This window comes from Pseudonocardia broussonetiae, from assembly GCF_013155125.1.
Lineage (GTDB): Bacteria > Actinomycetota > Actinomycetes > Mycobacteriales > Pseudonocardiaceae > Pseudonocardia > Pseudonocardia broussonetiae.
This window is the reverse complement of sequence record NZ_CP053564.1, coordinates 1,630,265-1,643,907: the sequence shown is the minus strand read 5'-3', so window position 1 is coordinate 1,643,907 and position 13,643 is coordinate 1,630,265. Positions and strand designations below refer to the sequence as shown.

Sequence of the window (13,643 nt, the reverse complement as noted above, 5' to 3'; positions counted from 1 at the left end):
CCGGGGGCGTGCTCGGCACCGCGGCCGGAACGAACGGCCGCCCGGTCGTCGACCGCGCGCGGGCCGAGGCCGCCGTGCGGGAGCTGCTGATCGCGGTCGGGGAGGACCCCGACCGCGAGGGCCTGCGGGAGACGCCCGCGCGCGTCGCCCGGGCCTACGAGGAGATCTTCGCCGGGCTCTACACCGACCCGGACGCCGTGCTCGAGAAGACCTTCGACGAGTCGCACCGCGAGCTGATCCTCGTCAAGGACATCCCGATGTTCAGCACGTGCGAGCACCACCTCGTGCCGTTCCACGGCATGGCGCACGTCGGCTACATCCCGGGCGAGAACGGGCGGGTCACCGGTCTGTCCAAGATCGCCCGGGTCGTCGACCTCTACGCGCGGCGCCCGCAGGTGCAGGAGCGGCTCACCGGGCAGGTCGCCGACGCGCTCGTGCGCAAGCTCGCCCCCCGCGGCGTCATCGTCGTGATGGAGGCCGAGCACCTCTGCATGGGCATGCGCGGCATCCGCAAGCCCGGCTCGCGCACGATGACCTCGGCGGTGCGGGGGCTGTTCCAGACGTCGCCCTCCTCACGTGCCGAGGCGTACTCGCTGATCCGGGGTACCTGAGGGCCATGCACCTGCCGCACCCCGGGCGTTGCGCCGTGCTCGGCGTCCTCAACGTCACGCCCGACTCCTTCTCCGACGGCGGCCGGTACGTCGACCGCGAGCACGCGGTCGCCCACGGGGTCGCCATGCGCGACGCCGGCGCCGATCTCGTCGACGTCGGGGGCGAGTCGACCCGCCCCGGTGCCGGCCGCGTCGACCCCGCCACCGAGGCCGAGCGCGTGGTCCCGGTGATCCGCGACCTCGTCGCCGAGGGCGTGCGGGTCAGCGTCGACACCACCCGGGCCGCCGTGGCCGAGGCGGCCGTCGAGGCGGGCGCCACCCTGGTCAACGACGTGTCGGGCGGCCTCGCCGACCCGCGGATGGCCGCCGTCGTCGCGTCGGCGCGGGTGCCGTGGATCCTCATGCACTGGCGCGGGCACAGCGACCGGATGAGCGAGCTGGCCTCCTACGAGGACGTGATCGGCGAGGTGCGCGCCGAGCTGGTCGCGCGCGCCGACGCCGCGGTGCTCGCGGGCGTCGACCCGGGCCTGCTCGTGCTCGACCCCGGGCTCGGGTTCGCCAAGAACGCCGCGCACAACTGGGCGCTGCTGCGCCGGCTCGACGTGCTCGTCGCGCTCGGCTTCCCCGTGCTGGTCGGGGCCTCGCGCAAGCGGTTCCTCGGCGAGCTGCTGGCCGACGCCGACGGCGCGCCCCGCCCGACCCCGGGCCGCGACGGCGCCACCGCGGCGATCACCGCGCTCGCCGCGCACGCCGGCGCGTGGGGGGTCCGGGTGCACGACGTCGACGCGAGCATGGACGCCGTCGCCGTGGCGTCCGCCTGGCAGCTCGGCGCCTCCCGGGCCCGGACCGGGCCCCCGGCCAACCCGCACTCGTGAGCCCCGCACCCGGGCCCGACGTGCACGGCGGCGACCGCATCGAGCTGCGCGGCCTGCGGGTCCGCGGCCACCACGGCGTGTTCGACCACGAGCGGCGCGACGGCCAGGACTTCGTCGTCGACGTCACGGTGTGGATGGACCTCGCCCCGGCCGCCGCGTCCGACGACCTCGCCGACACGCTGCACTACGGCGAGCTCGCGCAGCGCGCCGCGGAGATCGTCGGCGGCGAGCCGTGCGACCTCATCGAGACCGTCGCCGCCCGCATCGCCGACGACGTGCTCACCGACCCGCGCGTGGGGGCCGTCGAGGTGGTGCTGCACAAGCCGCAGGCGCCCATCCCGCTGGAGTTCGCCGACGTGGCGGTGGTGGCGCGGCGGTCCCGGTCGTGAGTCGTGCGGTGCTCTCCCTGGGCTCCAACCTGGGCGACCGGATCGCGCACCTCCGGGCCGCGGTCTCCGGCTTCGCCCATGTGCTCGTCGGGGTCTCCCCGGTCTACGAGACGGCGCCGTGGGGCGGGGTCGACCAGGACGACTTCCTCAACGCCGTGATCGTCGTCGACGACCCGGGCGCCGACGCGTGGGAGTGGCTGCGCCGCGGCCAGGCGCTGGAGGACGCGTCCGGCCGGGTGCGGGAGGTCCGGTGGGGCCCGCGGACGCTCGACGTCGACGTCGTCACGGTCACCGACGACGACGGGCCGGTCGAGAGCACCCACCCCGACCTGCTGCTCCCGCACCCCGGCACGCCGGAGCGGGCCACGGTGCTGCGTCCCTGGCTCGACGTCGAGCCCGACGCGGTGCTGCCCGGGCACGGCCCGGTCGCGGCGCTGCTGGCCGCGCTCGGACCGGACGCCGAGGACGGGATGCGGCCGGGGCCGGCGCTGTGAGGGGGACGCAGCGGTGAGCGGCCCCCTCGTGACCGCCACGCGGCCGCGCGACCTGCTGATCGCCGCGCTCGTCGCCGCCGTCGTCGCGAACCTGCTGGTCCGGCTCACCTACGGCTCGCTGCCCTCGATCCCCGCCGCGGCCGGGGCCACGCTCGCGGTGCTCGGCGTCGCCGAGGCGCTCGGCGGGCGCGCGCTGCGGGCGCGGATCGAGCGGCGGCCGGGCACGACCCCGGTGCCACCGCTGGTGGCGGCGCGGGCGGTGCTCGTCGCCCGGGCCTCCTCGACGGCCGGGGCGATCATGGCCGGGGCGTGGGCCGGGCTGCTGGTGCACGCCCTGCCGCGCTCGGCGGAGATCGCCGCGGCGGCCGGCGACGCCGTCGCGGGCACGGTCGGGCTCCTCTCCGCGCTGGTGCTGGTGGGCGGCGCGCTGTGGCTCGAGCGGTGCTGCCGCACCCCCGACGACGACGGGCCCGGACCCGCGCGGTGATCGGGTGCGGCCCGTAGGCTCCGGTGCCATGGCGCAGGTGACACAGGGGTGGGGCGCGCCGCCGCCGCTGCCGACCTCGGACCGGCAGCGCCGGTTCGTGCTCGGCCCGGTCCTCGGGCTGCTGGCCCTGGCGATCTGCGGTCTGGTGGTCATCGGGCTCGTCGCGGGCAGCGTGGGGCCGGGCGGGGTGGTCGTCGGCGCGCTGTGCGCGCTGCTGCCGGTCGGGCCGGTCGTCGCCGCGTTCCTGTGGATCGACCGCTGGGAGCCCGAGCCGCCGCGGCTGCTGCTGCTCGCGTTCCTCTGGGGCGCCTGCTTCGCCACCCTGTCGGCCCTGCTCATCAACTCCGGCGCCGCGCTGCTGATCGACGAGCTCACCGGGCAGGGCGACGTGTACGGGGCCGTGATCGTGGCGCCGATCGTCGAGGAGGCGTTCAAGGGCGTCTTCCTCGTCGGGCTGCTGGTGTTCCGCTACCGCGAGTTCGACGGGATCGTCGACGGCATCGTCTACGCCGGGCTGGTGGCGGCCGGCTTCGCCTTCACCGAGAACATCCTCTACATCGGCCGGGCCTTCGCCGAGGACTCCGTCGCCGGCCAGAGCGGTGCGGTGCTCGGCGTGCTGCTGGTGCGCGGGGTGCTCTCGCCGTTCGCGCACCCGCTGTTCACGGCGATGACCGGCATCGGCGCGGGCATCGCGGCCCGGCACCGCAATCCCGTCGTGCGGGTCCTCGCGATCGCCGTGGGCTACGTCGTCGCGGTGTTCCTGCACGCTCTGTGGAACGGCTCGGCCACCATCGCGGGCGGCGGCGTGTTCCTGGGCGTCTACGCGTTCGTGATGCTGCCGCTGTTCCTGGTGATGATCGGCGTGGTCCTGTGGCAGCGCCGCCGCGAGCAGCGCACGGTGGCCGACCAGCTCCCGCTGTTCGCACAGGCCGGCTGGATCGCGCCGAGCGAGGTGCCGCTGCTGTCCAGCCTGGCCGGGCGCCGGGGCTGGCAGGCCGCGGTGCGCCGCCGCTCGGGCCGCGCCACGGCGAAGGCCGTGATGGGGTACCAGGCGGCCGTCACCGAGCTCGCGTTCCTGCGGGCCCGCATCGCCCGCGGCACCGTCGGGTCCTCGGCCCCGATCTGGCACGAGCAGGCCCTGGGCACGCTGCGGCGGGCGCGGGCCGCGGCCGTCGGGCACCCGGAGGCGCTGACGGTGGCGATGGCGCACCGCGGCCCGCAGAACTGGACCCCGCCGCCGCCCGGGCCGCCTCCGCCCCCGATGGTCGGCCCGCAGTCGTGGCCGCCGCCCCCGCCGTACGGCGGCCCCGGGCCGCGCCCGCCCTGGCAAGGGTGACACCCCGAGAATTCCTTCGCTCCTGCAACCTTTTCACCGCGATCCGGCCCTTCCGATCCGGAAGTGCTTTCACCCGACCGGCCCCATCACGGGTCGATCTCGGTGGAACCGACGCTGCAGGTCACCCGCCTGCGCGGGTCCGAGCCGTGATCGACGGGATTGCGGGCGTGTAATTCCTCCCTCTGCGCAGCAATTCCGGTGAGGACGGTCACAAGAAGAAAGAGCGCGGATTGAGAGTTGCGTCATCCATTCCGCAGTAATCCGTTCGTAATGTCGTGGACGGCCTCGCGACACCACTGCTCACCCGGAGCGGAGGGCGCGGGGTCACCGTCCGGACGGGCGGGGAACGGCGCACCGGTCATCTCGACGCACCCGCCACGCCAGCACCTCGAGGCGTTCCCCGTACGACCGCCGCGTGCTCCCCGGCCCGCGATCGCCGTCCGACGGTGCGCACCCTGAGGAACCGTCTGTGCCGATCCACCCCGCGTCCACCCCCTCCGCGACGCACCACCTCCGTACGTACGTGACCCGTGCTGCCGTCGTGGCCACCGCCTCCGCCGCGGCCGCGGTGCTGGCGGTCATCCCCGCCACCGCCGACGCACCGGCCGCCGCCCCCGCGGCCGCCGCGGCACCCGTCGCCACGGCGCCGGCCGCGCCCGTCGTCGACACCCGCGTCACGCAGGTCGCCGTCACCGCCCCCCTGGCCGCGGCCCCCGCCGCGGCCTCCTCGGCCCGCGCGTCCGCCGTGTCGCTCGCGCTGTCCAAGGTGGGGTCCCCCTACCGCTGGGGCGCCGCCGGCCCGTCGGCGTTCGACTGCTCCGGCCTCGTCAACTGGGCCTTCGAGCGGGCCGGCATCGACGTGCCGCGCACCTCGCGCGCGCTGTCCCAGACCGGCACCCCGGTCTCCCGCGGCGACCTCCGCCCCGGTGACCTGGTGTTCTTCTACTCGCCGGTGAGCCACGTCGGCATCTACATCGGCGACGGGCAGATGGTGCACGCCAGCACGTCCGGCAAGCCGGTGGCGATCTCCTCGATCGACCGCAGCTCGTACAACTCGGCCCGCCGCATCTGATCCACACCGGATAGTGTGCGGCGGCATGAAGCCCGTCGCGCTCGTCACCGGTGCGTCCCGGGGCATCGGTGCCGCCGTCGCCCGCGCGCTCGCGCCCGGTCACGACCTGCTCCTGGGCGGTCGTGACCAGGCCGCGCTGGCGGCGCTGGCGTCCGAGCTCCCCGGCTCGCGGGCCTGGCCCGTCGAGCTGACCGACGCCGCCGCGCTGGCCGAGGCCACCGCCGGCATCGAGCGGCTCGACGTGCTCGTGCACTCCGCGGGCGTCGGGCTGCTCGGCACCGTCGCCGACACCCCGGCCGCCACCTGGCGCCGCCAGTTCGAGGTCAACGTCGTGGCCGTCGCCGAGCTCACCCGGCTGCTGCTGCCCGCGCTGCGGGCCGCCCGCGGCCGGGTGGTCCTCGTCAACTCCGGTGCGGGGCTCGCCGCCCGCCCGGGCTGGGGGTCCTACGCGGCCAGCAAGTTCGCGCTGCGGGCCTTCGCCGACGCGCTGCGCGCCGAGGAGGCCGCCGCGGGCGTCCGGGTCACCTCGGTGCACCCCGGACGCGTCGACACCGACATGCAGCGGGCCGTCGTCGCGCACGAGGGCGGCGAGTACGACCCGGGCTCCTACCTGCGGCCCGAGTCCGTCGCGGGCGCCGTCCTGCTCGCCGTCACGGCCCCGCCGGACGCCGCCCTCACCGAGATGGTGCTGCGGCCGGCCGGCGGCGCCTGACAACTGTCACCTTCCTCCGTCCGACCGGTGCGCCGGTGACCTCGGCGCGCCTATCGTGGAGAGCGTGAGCGGGGACATCGAACGCGCCGCGATGCGTGCGTCGGACGCCGACCGGGAGGCCGTCGCGGAGCGCCTGCGGCACGCCGTCGACGAGGGCAGGCTCGACCTGTCCGACTACGACGAGCGCCTGCGCGACACCTACGCCTCCCGGACCTACGGCGAGCTCGCGACGATCACCGCCGACCTGCCGGCCCCGGCGCCCGCGCCGCCGGTCCAGGCGGGGTCGAAGGCGGTCGCGGAGAAGGACGGCCGGGTCGACGAGTGGCGCTCCTGGGCCGGCACCGCCGTCGTCCTGGTCACCATCTGGGGCATCACGTCGATCGCGTCGGGTGGCTTCCTGTTCTTCTGGCCGATGTTCCCGATCGGCATCTGGGGGGCGATCCTGCTCGCTTCGGCGCTCGGCGGCCGTTCGCACGGTTCGCACTGACTCCGCAGCGGTACCGTGGGCGGATGCTCGATCCGGAGTCGGTTGATCTCGACGAGCTGTGCGCGGCGCTCGAGGACCGCACGCCCGGGACGTCGTGGTGGATCGACCCCCGCACCGGCGTGATCTCCTCGCACCTGGCCGACGTCGGCGCGCCCCGGCCGTCGGGCGTGCGCATCCGGCGGACCGAGTCGCGCGAGAGCTACCAGGACATGGCGCAGTTCGTGGCGGCCGTGCACCACCGCCGCGCCGCCGACCTGCTCGACCGCGCGATCAGCGGCCCCGGCGCGTTCCGCCGGTTCAAGGACACCCTGTTCGAGTTCCCCGAGCTGCGCGACCAGTGGTTCCGCTACCGCAGCGCCCGCGCCCGGCGCCGGGCGGTGCACTGGCTGGCCGAGGTCGAGCTGATCGGTCGCGCCGACGCCGAGCGCCTCGCCGCCGCCATCCCCGACCCCGTCGCGCGGGACGAGGACCTGCCCGCGGCCGTCGCCGTCGACCTGGCGATGCTCTACGGCGACCGCCTGGAGCAGGTCCTGCTGTTCGGGTCGTGGGTGCACGGGGACGGGCCGGGGGAGTTCGACCTGCAGCTCGTCGTCGTGCTGTCGGACCTGCGCTCGCCGTGGGAGGAGCTGCACCGCATGGACGACGTGCTGTGGCGCCACACCGAGCGCACCGGGTTCACCGTCACCGCGCTGCCCGTGAGCGCCGCCCAGCTCGCGGCCCCGCACACGCCGCTGCTGGCCCGGGCCGCCGCCGAGGCGAGGCTGGTGGCGTGAACGCCGGTGTCGGGGTCGCTCGGGCCCGTGAGGAGCTGTTCGCCGCGCACCTGCTCGGCACCACCGGGTTCGCCGCGCAGACCGTCGCGCTGGCCTACCGGGCCGCGCTGGCCGCCGCGGAGGCGGCGCTGCTGGAGCTGGGCCGCCCGCCCGGGCCGGAGCCGGCCGCCGTCGTGGCCGCGTTCCTGCGGCACGTCGTCGCCGAGCGCGGGCTCGACCCGGAGGCCGGGCGCCTGCTGCGCTCGCTGCACAACCGGGCCGAGCTCGCCCACGACGACGGCGCCGTGCCCACCGAGGAGGGCCCGTCGGCGATCAAGGACGCGTCGCTGGTGGTCGACACCGTCGAGGCCTGGCTGACCCACTCCGACTTCGTGGCGATCGCCCGCAGCGCCCCGAAGGCGCCGCGGGCGGCCCCGAAGCCGAGGCCGCCGCGCAAGCGCCGGTAGGTCAGACGACCACGTTCACCAGGCGGCCCGGCACCACGATCAGCTTGCGCGGGGGCTTGCCGCCCAGCGCGCCCGCCACCTTCTCGTCGGCCAGCGCCGCCGCCTCGACGTCGGCGGGGGAGGCGTCGGCGGCCACCGTGACCCGCGAGCGGACCTTGCCGTTGACCTGGATCGGGTACTCGACCGTGTCGGCCACCAGGTACCGCTCGTCGGCCACCGGGAACGCCGCGTAGGCCAGCGACCCCTCGTGGCCCAGCAGCGACCACAGCTCCTCGGCGATGTGCGGCGTCAGCGGCGCCATCATCAGCACCAGCGCCTCGGCCACCGGGCGCGGCACGCCGGTGCCCGCCTTGGTCAGGTGGTTGTTCAGCTCGATCAGCTTCGCCGCGGCCGTGTTGTAGTGCAGCGCCTGGTAGTCGGCGTGCACCCCGGCGATGGCCTTGTGCAGCGCGCGCAGCGTGGCCGTGTCGGGCTCGGCGTCGGTGACCCGGACCTCGCCCGTGGTCTCGTCGACCAGGTTGCGCCACACCCGCTGCAGGAACCGCTGCGAGCCGATGACGTCGCGCGTCGACCACGGGCGCGAGACGTCCATCGGGCCGGTCGACATCTCGTAGAGCCGGAACGTGTCGGCGCCGTAGCGCTCGCACATCTCGTCGGGGGTGACGACGTTCTTCAGCGACTTGCCCATCTTCCCGTACTCCCGGGAGACGGGTTCGCTGTTCCACGTGAAACCGCCGGCGCCGTCGTCGACGACCTCCTCCGCGGGCACGTAGGTGCCGCGGGCGTCGGTGTAGGCGAAGGCCTGGATGTAGCCCTGGTTGAACAGCCGGCGGAACGGCTCCTCGGAGCTGACGTGGCCCAGGTCGTGCAGCACCTTGTGCCAGAAGCGCGCGTAGAGCAGGTGCAGCACGGCGTGCTCGACGCCGCCGACGTACAGGTCGACGCCGCCCGGGTCGCCCGGCCGCTCGGGGTCGGCGCCCAGCCAGTAGCGCTCGATCTCGGGGTCGACGAAGCGCTCGTGGTTGTCGGGGTCCAGGTAGCGCAGGTGGTACCAGCACGAGCCGGCCCACTGCGGCATCGTGTTGGTCTCGCGGCGGTAGGACGCCGGGCCGTCGCCCAGGTCGAGCTGGGCCACCACCCAGTCCTCGTTGCGCGACAGCGGCGGCTCGGGCTCGGTGTCGGCCGCGTCCGGGGCGTAGGTCTTGGGGGAGTAGTCGTCGATCTCGGGCAGCTCGACGGGCAGCTCGGCGTCGGGCAGGCCCACGGGCAGGCCGTCGGCGTCCCACACGACCGGGAACGGCTCGCCCCAGTACCGCTGGCGGGAGAACAGCCAGTCGCGCAGCTTGTACTGGGTGACCGCCTCGCCGTCGCCGCGGGCGACCAGCCAGTCGGTGATCGCGCGCTTGGCCTCGGTGACCCCCATGCCGTCCAGGCTGATCTCCTCGTTGGCCGAGTTGATCGCCGGGCCGTCGCCGGTGAACGCCTCGCCCTCCCAGTCGCCCGGGTCGACCGTGCGGACGATCGGCAGGCCGAACGTCGTGGCGAAGTCCCAGTCGCGCTGGTCCTGGCCGGGCACCGCCATGATCGCGCCGGTGCCGTAGCCCATCAGGACGTAGTCGGCGACGAAGACCGGCAGCCGCTCGCCGTTGACCGGGTTCACGGCGTACGCGCCGGTGAAGACGCCGGTCTTCTCCCTGTTCTCCTGGCGGTCCAGGTCGGACTTGCGGCCCGCCTCGAACCGGTAGTCCTCGACGGCCAGCGCGGGGGTGCCCGCCCCGCCCGTCCAGCGCTCGTCGGTGCCCTCGGGCCACTCCAGCGGCGTCAGGCTCCCGACGAGCGGGTGCTCGGGGGCCAGCACGACGTAGGTGGCGCCGAACAGCGTGTCGGGGCGGGTCGTGAAGACCTCGATGTCGACGGGGGAGCCGCTGCCGGTGGCCGTGCCGAACCGGACCCGCGCGCCCTCGGAGCGGCCGATCCAGTTGCGCTGCATGGCCTTGACGGAGTCGGGCCAGTCCAGGCGGTCCAGGTCGGCGACCAGGCGGTCGGAGTACGCGGTGATCCGCATCATCCACTGCTTCAGGCTGCGCCGGAACACGGGGAAGTTGCCCCGCTCGCTGCGGCCGTCGGCGGTGACCTCCTCGTTGGCCAGCACCGTGCCCAGCCCGGGGCACCAGTTGACGGGGGCCTCGGAGATGTAGGCCAGGCGGTGGCCGTCGATCACCTTGCGCTGCTCGACGCGCGACAGCTCGGCCCACGGGCCGCGCGTGCCGGCGGCGTACTCGGCCTCCAGCTCGGCGATGGGGCGGGCGCGCTGCTGCTCGGGGTCGTACCAGGCGTTGTAGATCTGCAGGAAGATCCACTGCGTCCACCGGTAGAACTCGACGTCGGTGGTGGCGACGGAGCGGCGGTCGTCGTGGGCCAGGCCCAGCTGGCGCAGCTGCTCCTTGTAGCGCCGGATGTTGGCCTCGGTGGTGGTGCGCGGGTGCGTGCCCGTCTGCACGGCGTACTGCTCGGCGGGCAGCCCGAAGGAGTCGAAGCCCATCGTGTGCAGGACCGTGCGGCCGTTCATCCGCAGGTAGCGACCCAGGACGTCGGTGCCGATGAAGCCGAGCGGGTGCCCGACGTGCAGCCCCGAACCCGAGGGGTAGGGGAACATGTCCATCAGGTAGACCTTCGCGCCCGCGTCCGGGCCGGGGAGGCTGGGCGTGTGGAACGTGCCCTCGCGCTCCCAGCGGTCCTGCCAGCGGCGCTCGATGTCGGCGGCCAGCGCGGCGCCGTAGCGGAACGGCGGGGCGTCGGTGTCGGCGACGGTGCTGGTGTCGGTGCTCATGTCCATCCCGGTGATGTCGTGTGGGCCCGGAAAGCAAGGAACCCCTCCGCCGTGAGGCAGGAGGGGTCGCCGCGCCGGGGTCGGTGTCAGACCGGCGCGGCCTCGAGGAGAAGGCGACGGGCCACGTGACCAGCCTAGCCCCGGTCCCGGCCGGGCCGCGCCCGGGTTGACCTACCCTGGTCGGGTGCCCCTCGTGCCCCGCCTGGTCCTCGCCGCGCTGTTCGTGACCGCCGGTCTGGTGCTGCTCGTCGTGGCGGTGCTCGGGGCGCGCGAGCGGCTGCCGCGCAACCGCTGGGCCGGCGTCCGCACCGTGGAGACGCTGGCCTCCGACGCGGCCTTCGCCCTGGCCAACCGGGTCGCCGCCGCGCCGCTCGGGGCGGCCGGTGCGGTCGCCGTCGTGGGCGGGGCGGTGCTGGCGGCGGGCCCCGTGGGGGCCGTGTCCGTCGTCGTCCTCGTCGTCACCGGGCTCGGCGCGCTGGTGCTCGCCGTGTTCGGCGGGATGGTCGGTCAGCGGGCCGCCGCGGCGGTGCCCGTCCCCGCGGCCGCCCCGGCCTGCGCCGGCACGTGCGCGGGCTGCGACCTCGTCGCCGGCTGCCGCCCGGCCGACACCAGCCCGGCCGACACCAGCCCGGCCGCTACCAGCCCCACGAGCCCGGACCGCCCTTGAACGGCCCCACCACCTCCGGCGTCACCCAGCCGCCGTAGAAACCGCCGGGCTGGGGCTCCACGCGCACGCCGTCGAGGGTGATCTCGTCGAACGCGGCCGCGTAGACCGCCACCCGGTCGAGCAGCGAGGGGTAGCGGCGGTCGGGCTCGGGGTACCACCAGCCGACCTCGCGCAGCGGCTGCGCGCCGGGCACCACCACGTCGACGTAGCGGGCCACGCCCTTCCACTCGCAGAACGTCGTGCGCTCGACCGGCGCCAGGAACTCCCCGAACGCGGTGCGCGGCAGGTAGAACGTCGGCGGGTGGCTGGTCTCCAGCACGCGCACGAGGTCGGTGGTGTCGGCGACGACCGTGCCGCCGTGGCGCAGCACCGCGCGGCGGTGGTCGGGCTCGGCGCGCGGCGGGCGGGGGTAGTCCCAGACGGACTCCTGGCCGGGACCTGCGGGTTCGGGGCGGGGGCGGGGCACGTCCCCATCCTGGGGCCGCCCGGGCGGGGGCGCGCGCCGACCGCCGCCCGGTGCTCAGTTGAGCTTGACGTCGTCCGGGAACGTCGCGAGCAGCGCGACCGGCATCCCCTGGCGGCGCAGCACCCGCGCCCACAGTTCCGGGCCGTGCCCGGCGACGACGTCGTCGGGCAGCGCGGGGACGACGATCCAGTCGCCGCGCTCGATCTCCCCGGCGAGCTGGCGGGCGTCCCAGCCGGAGTAGCCGGCGAACACCCGCAGGCCGCGCAGGCGGGGCGCCAGCGACGACGGGTCGCCGTCGAGGTCGACCAGGGCCACCGGGCCGCGGACCGGCACCAGCCCGTCCACCCCGTCGACGGTCTGGCCGGTGCGCAGCGCGGCCAGGCAGAGCGCGGTCTCCGCCTCCACCGGCCCCCCGACGAACACCGCCTGCGGATCCGACGACAGCGGCGCCCACGTCGGCAGGACGTCCTGGACGGTGACCTCGCTCGGCCGGTTCAGCACCACGCCGAGGCTGCCCTCCGGGCGGTGCTCGATGACGTAGACGACGGTCCGCCGGAAGTTCGGGTCGAGCAGTCCGGGCGCGGCGACGAGCAGCGTCCCGGGCGCGACGCCGGTCGGGTCAGCAGGCCGCTCGTCCACCACGGGACCATCGTCGCACCCGCCCCCGTGCGTAGCCTTCCCCCCGTGCCGACGACCCCGACCCCGTCGCCGCCCGACGACCGGCTCGGGCTCGCGGGTCTGGTCCGCACCCCCGGGTACGTCCGGCTGCTGCTGCTCCGGTTCTCCGCGCAGTGGGGCGACGGCGTGTTCCAGGCGGCGCTGGGCGGGGCCCTGCTGTTCAACCCCGAGCGGCAGGCCGACCCGCTGGCCGTGGCCGCCGGGCTCGCGGTGCTGCTGCTGCCGTACTCGCTGATCGGGCCGTTCGCGGGGGCGCTGCTCGACCGCTGGGACCGCCGCCAGGTCCTGCTGTGGGCCAACCTCCTGCGTGGCGCGCTCGTGCTCGTCGTCGCCGCGGTGGTGGCGTCGGGCGTCACGGGTCCGGCGCTGTACGCGGCGGCGCTGTCGACCGCCGGCGTCGCCCGGTTCGTGCTGGCCGGGCTGTCGACGGCGCTGCCGCACGTCGTGCCGCGCCGGCACCTGGTCGAGGCCAACGCGCTGGCCGTGACGGCCGGGGCCGGGGTCTCCGCTCTGGGCGGGGCGACCGCGGTGGGCCTGCGCGCGCTGTTCGGGGCCGGTGACGCGGGCTCGGCGGCCACGGTGGCCGTCGCCGTCGTGGGGTCGCTGCTGGCCGCGGCCGCCGCCGTGCGGTTCCGGCGCGGGCAGCTCGGCCCGGACGCCACCGACCCGCGGACCACCGCCGACGCCGTGCTCCGCGGGTTCGCCGACGGGACGCGGGCGGTCGCGGCGACGCCGTCGGTCGCGGCCACGTTCCTCGCGCTCGCCGCGCACCGCCTGGCCTTCGGCGTCACCACGCTCGTGACGCTGCTGCTGTTCCGCTACGCGTTCACCGACCAGGGCCTGCTGCGCTCGGGGTTCGCCGGGCTCGGGGAGGCCGTGGTGCTGGCGGCCGTCGGGCTGGGCGTCGCGGCGCTCGTCACGCCGTGGCTGGTGCGGCGGTGGGGCCGGGCGCGGACGGTGCGGACAGCGCTGCTCGTCGCCGCGGTGACGCAGCTCGGGCTGGCCGCGCTGCTGAGCCTGCCCGCCGTGATGGTGGCGGCGTTCGTCGTCGGGCTGGCGGGGCAGGTGGTGAAGCTGTGCACCGACTCCGCCGTGCAGGGGGAGGCGGGCGACGGCGTGCTGGGGCGGGTGTTCGCGCTCTACGACATCGTCTTCAACGTCGGCTACGTGCTGGCGGTGGCGGCCACGGCGCTGCTGAGCCCGCCCGACGGCCGGGCGCCGTGGCTGCTGGCCGGGGCGGCGCTGCTCTACGTGGTCGGGCTGCTGGCGCACGACGCGCAGCTGCGCCGCACCCGTGAGCGGATATGAGTGCTCCGGCAC

At 75.6% G+C, this 13,643-nt stretch carries 16 protein-coding genes; 13 read left to right on the top strand and 3 right to left on the bottom strand.

Annotation, left to right across the window (positions count from 1 at the left end):
* Nucleotides 1-8: 8 nt before the first annotated feature.
* From folE to HOP40_RS08085, 11 genes are all read left to right on the top strand, one after another.
* Nucleotides 9-611 carry a GTP cyclohydrolase I FolE gene (folE, locus tag HOP40_RS08135; RefSeq protein ID WP_205347126.1) on the top strand — a complete coding sequence of 201 codons (603 nt, stop codon included), beginning with the start codon at nt 9-11 and terminating at the stop codon, nt 609-611.
* Between the two features lie 5 nt (nt 612-616).
* A complete protein-coding gene (folP, locus tag HOP40_RS08130) occupies nt 617-1,486 on the top strand; it encodes a dihydropteroate synthase (RefSeq protein WP_172156240.1) in 870 nt (289 codons plus the stop codon).
* Nucleotides 1,483-1,875, top strand: coding sequence for a dihydroneopterin aldolase (gene folB, locus HOP40_RS08125; RefSeq protein ID WP_172156238.1), 393 nt, complete (start codon nt 1,483-1,485; stop codon nt 1,873-1,875). The genes folP and folB overlap by 4 nt, the downstream gene beginning before the upstream one ends.
* Entirely contained in the window at nt 1,872-2,369 is a 498-nt protein-coding gene (gene folK, locus HOP40_RS08120) for a 2-amino-4-hydroxy-6-hydroxymethyldihydropteridine diphosphokinase (protein ID WP_172156236.1), read from the top strand. The genes folB and folK overlap by 4 nt, the downstream gene beginning before the upstream one ends.
* A gap of 13 nt (nt 2,370-2,382) precedes the next feature.
* Nucleotides 2,383-2,856: a DUF3180 domain-containing protein gene (locus HOP40_RS08115; protein ID WP_240157580.1), complete on the top strand. Its 474-nt coding sequence runs from the start codon at nt 2,383-2,385 to the stop codon at nt 2,854-2,856.
* 28 nt (nt 2,857-2,884) lie between these two features.
* The gene (locus tag HOP40_RS08110; protein WP_172156234.1) at nt 2,885-4,192 is read left to right on the top strand and encodes a PrsW family intramembrane metalloprotease; all 1,308 of its coding nucleotides are present in this window, start codon (nt 2,885-2,887) and stop codon (nt 4,190-4,192) included.
* A gap of 523 nt (nt 4,193-4,715) precedes the next feature.
* Nucleotides 4,716-5,264: an NlpC/P60 family protein gene (locus HOP40_RS36745; protein ID WP_420821793.1), complete on the top strand. Its 549-nt coding sequence runs from the start codon at nt 4,716-4,718 to the stop codon at nt 5,262-5,264.
* Between the two features lie 25 nt (nt 5,265-5,289).
* Nucleotides 5,290-5,976, top strand: coding sequence for an SDR family oxidoreductase (locus HOP40_RS08100; protein WP_172156230.1), 687 nt, complete (start codon nt 5,290-5,292; stop codon nt 5,974-5,976).
* Nucleotides 5,977-6,040: 64 nt separating this feature from the next.
* Complete coding sequence (locus HOP40_RS08095) at nt 6,041-6,463, top strand: DUF1707 SHOCT-like domain-containing protein (protein ID WP_240157579.1); 423 nt, start codon at nt 6,041-6,043, stop codon at nt 6,461-6,463.
* Nucleotides 6,464-6,486: 23 nt separating this feature from the next.
* On the top strand, nt 6,487-7,236 hold the full coding sequence (locus tag HOP40_RS08090) for a UPF0158 family protein (protein ID WP_172156228.1): 750 nt from the start codon (nt 6,487-6,489) through the stop codon (nt 7,234-7,236).
* Complete coding sequence (locus HOP40_RS08085; protein WP_172156226.1) at nt 7,233-7,682, top strand: hypothetical protein; 450 nt, start codon at nt 7,233-7,235, stop codon at nt 7,680-7,682. Before HOP40_RS08090 ends, HOP40_RS08085 begins: the two co-directional genes overlap by 4 nt.
* Nucleotide 7,683: 1 nt before the next feature.
* On the opposite strand, the gene leuS is transcribed toward HOP40_RS08085, so the two are convergent.
* Nucleotides 7,684-10,512: a leucine--tRNA ligase gene (gene leuS / locus HOP40_RS08080; protein ID WP_172156224.1), complete on the bottom strand. Its 2,829-nt coding sequence runs from the start codon at nt 10,510-10,512 to the stop codon at nt 7,684-7,686.
* A 184-nt stretch (nt 10,513-10,696) separates the two neighbouring features.
* On the opposite strand from leuS, the gene HOP40_RS08075 reads away from it, so the two are divergent.
* Nucleotides 10,697-11,179, top strand: coding sequence for an SdpI family protein (locus tag HOP40_RS08075; protein WP_240157578.1), 483 nt, complete (start codon nt 10,697-10,699; stop codon nt 11,177-11,179).
* Here HOP40_RS08075 and HOP40_RS08070 read toward each other — a convergent pair.
* Complete coding sequence (locus HOP40_RS08070; RefSeq protein ID WP_172156222.1) at nt 11,148-11,645, bottom strand: DUF427 domain-containing protein; 498 nt, start codon at nt 11,643-11,645, stop codon at nt 11,148-11,150. The two genes, HOP40_RS08075 and HOP40_RS08070, sit on opposite strands and share 32 nt — an antisense overlap.
* A gap of 54 nt (nt 11,646-11,699) precedes the next feature.
* Nucleotides 11,700-12,284, bottom strand: a complete 585-nt coding sequence (locus HOP40_RS08065; protein WP_172168057.1) for a YqgE/AlgH family protein — start codon at nt 12,282-12,284, stop codon at nt 11,700-11,702.
* Between the two features lie 45 nt (nt 12,285-12,329).
* Here HOP40_RS08065 and HOP40_RS08060 point away from each other — a divergent pair, with 45 nt between their 5' ends.
* Nucleotides 12,330-13,631: an MFS transporter gene (locus HOP40_RS08060; RefSeq protein ID WP_172156220.1), complete on the top strand. Its 1,302-nt coding sequence runs from the start codon at nt 12,330-12,332 to the stop codon at nt 13,629-13,631.
* Nucleotides 13,632-13,643: the final 12 nt, after the last annotated feature.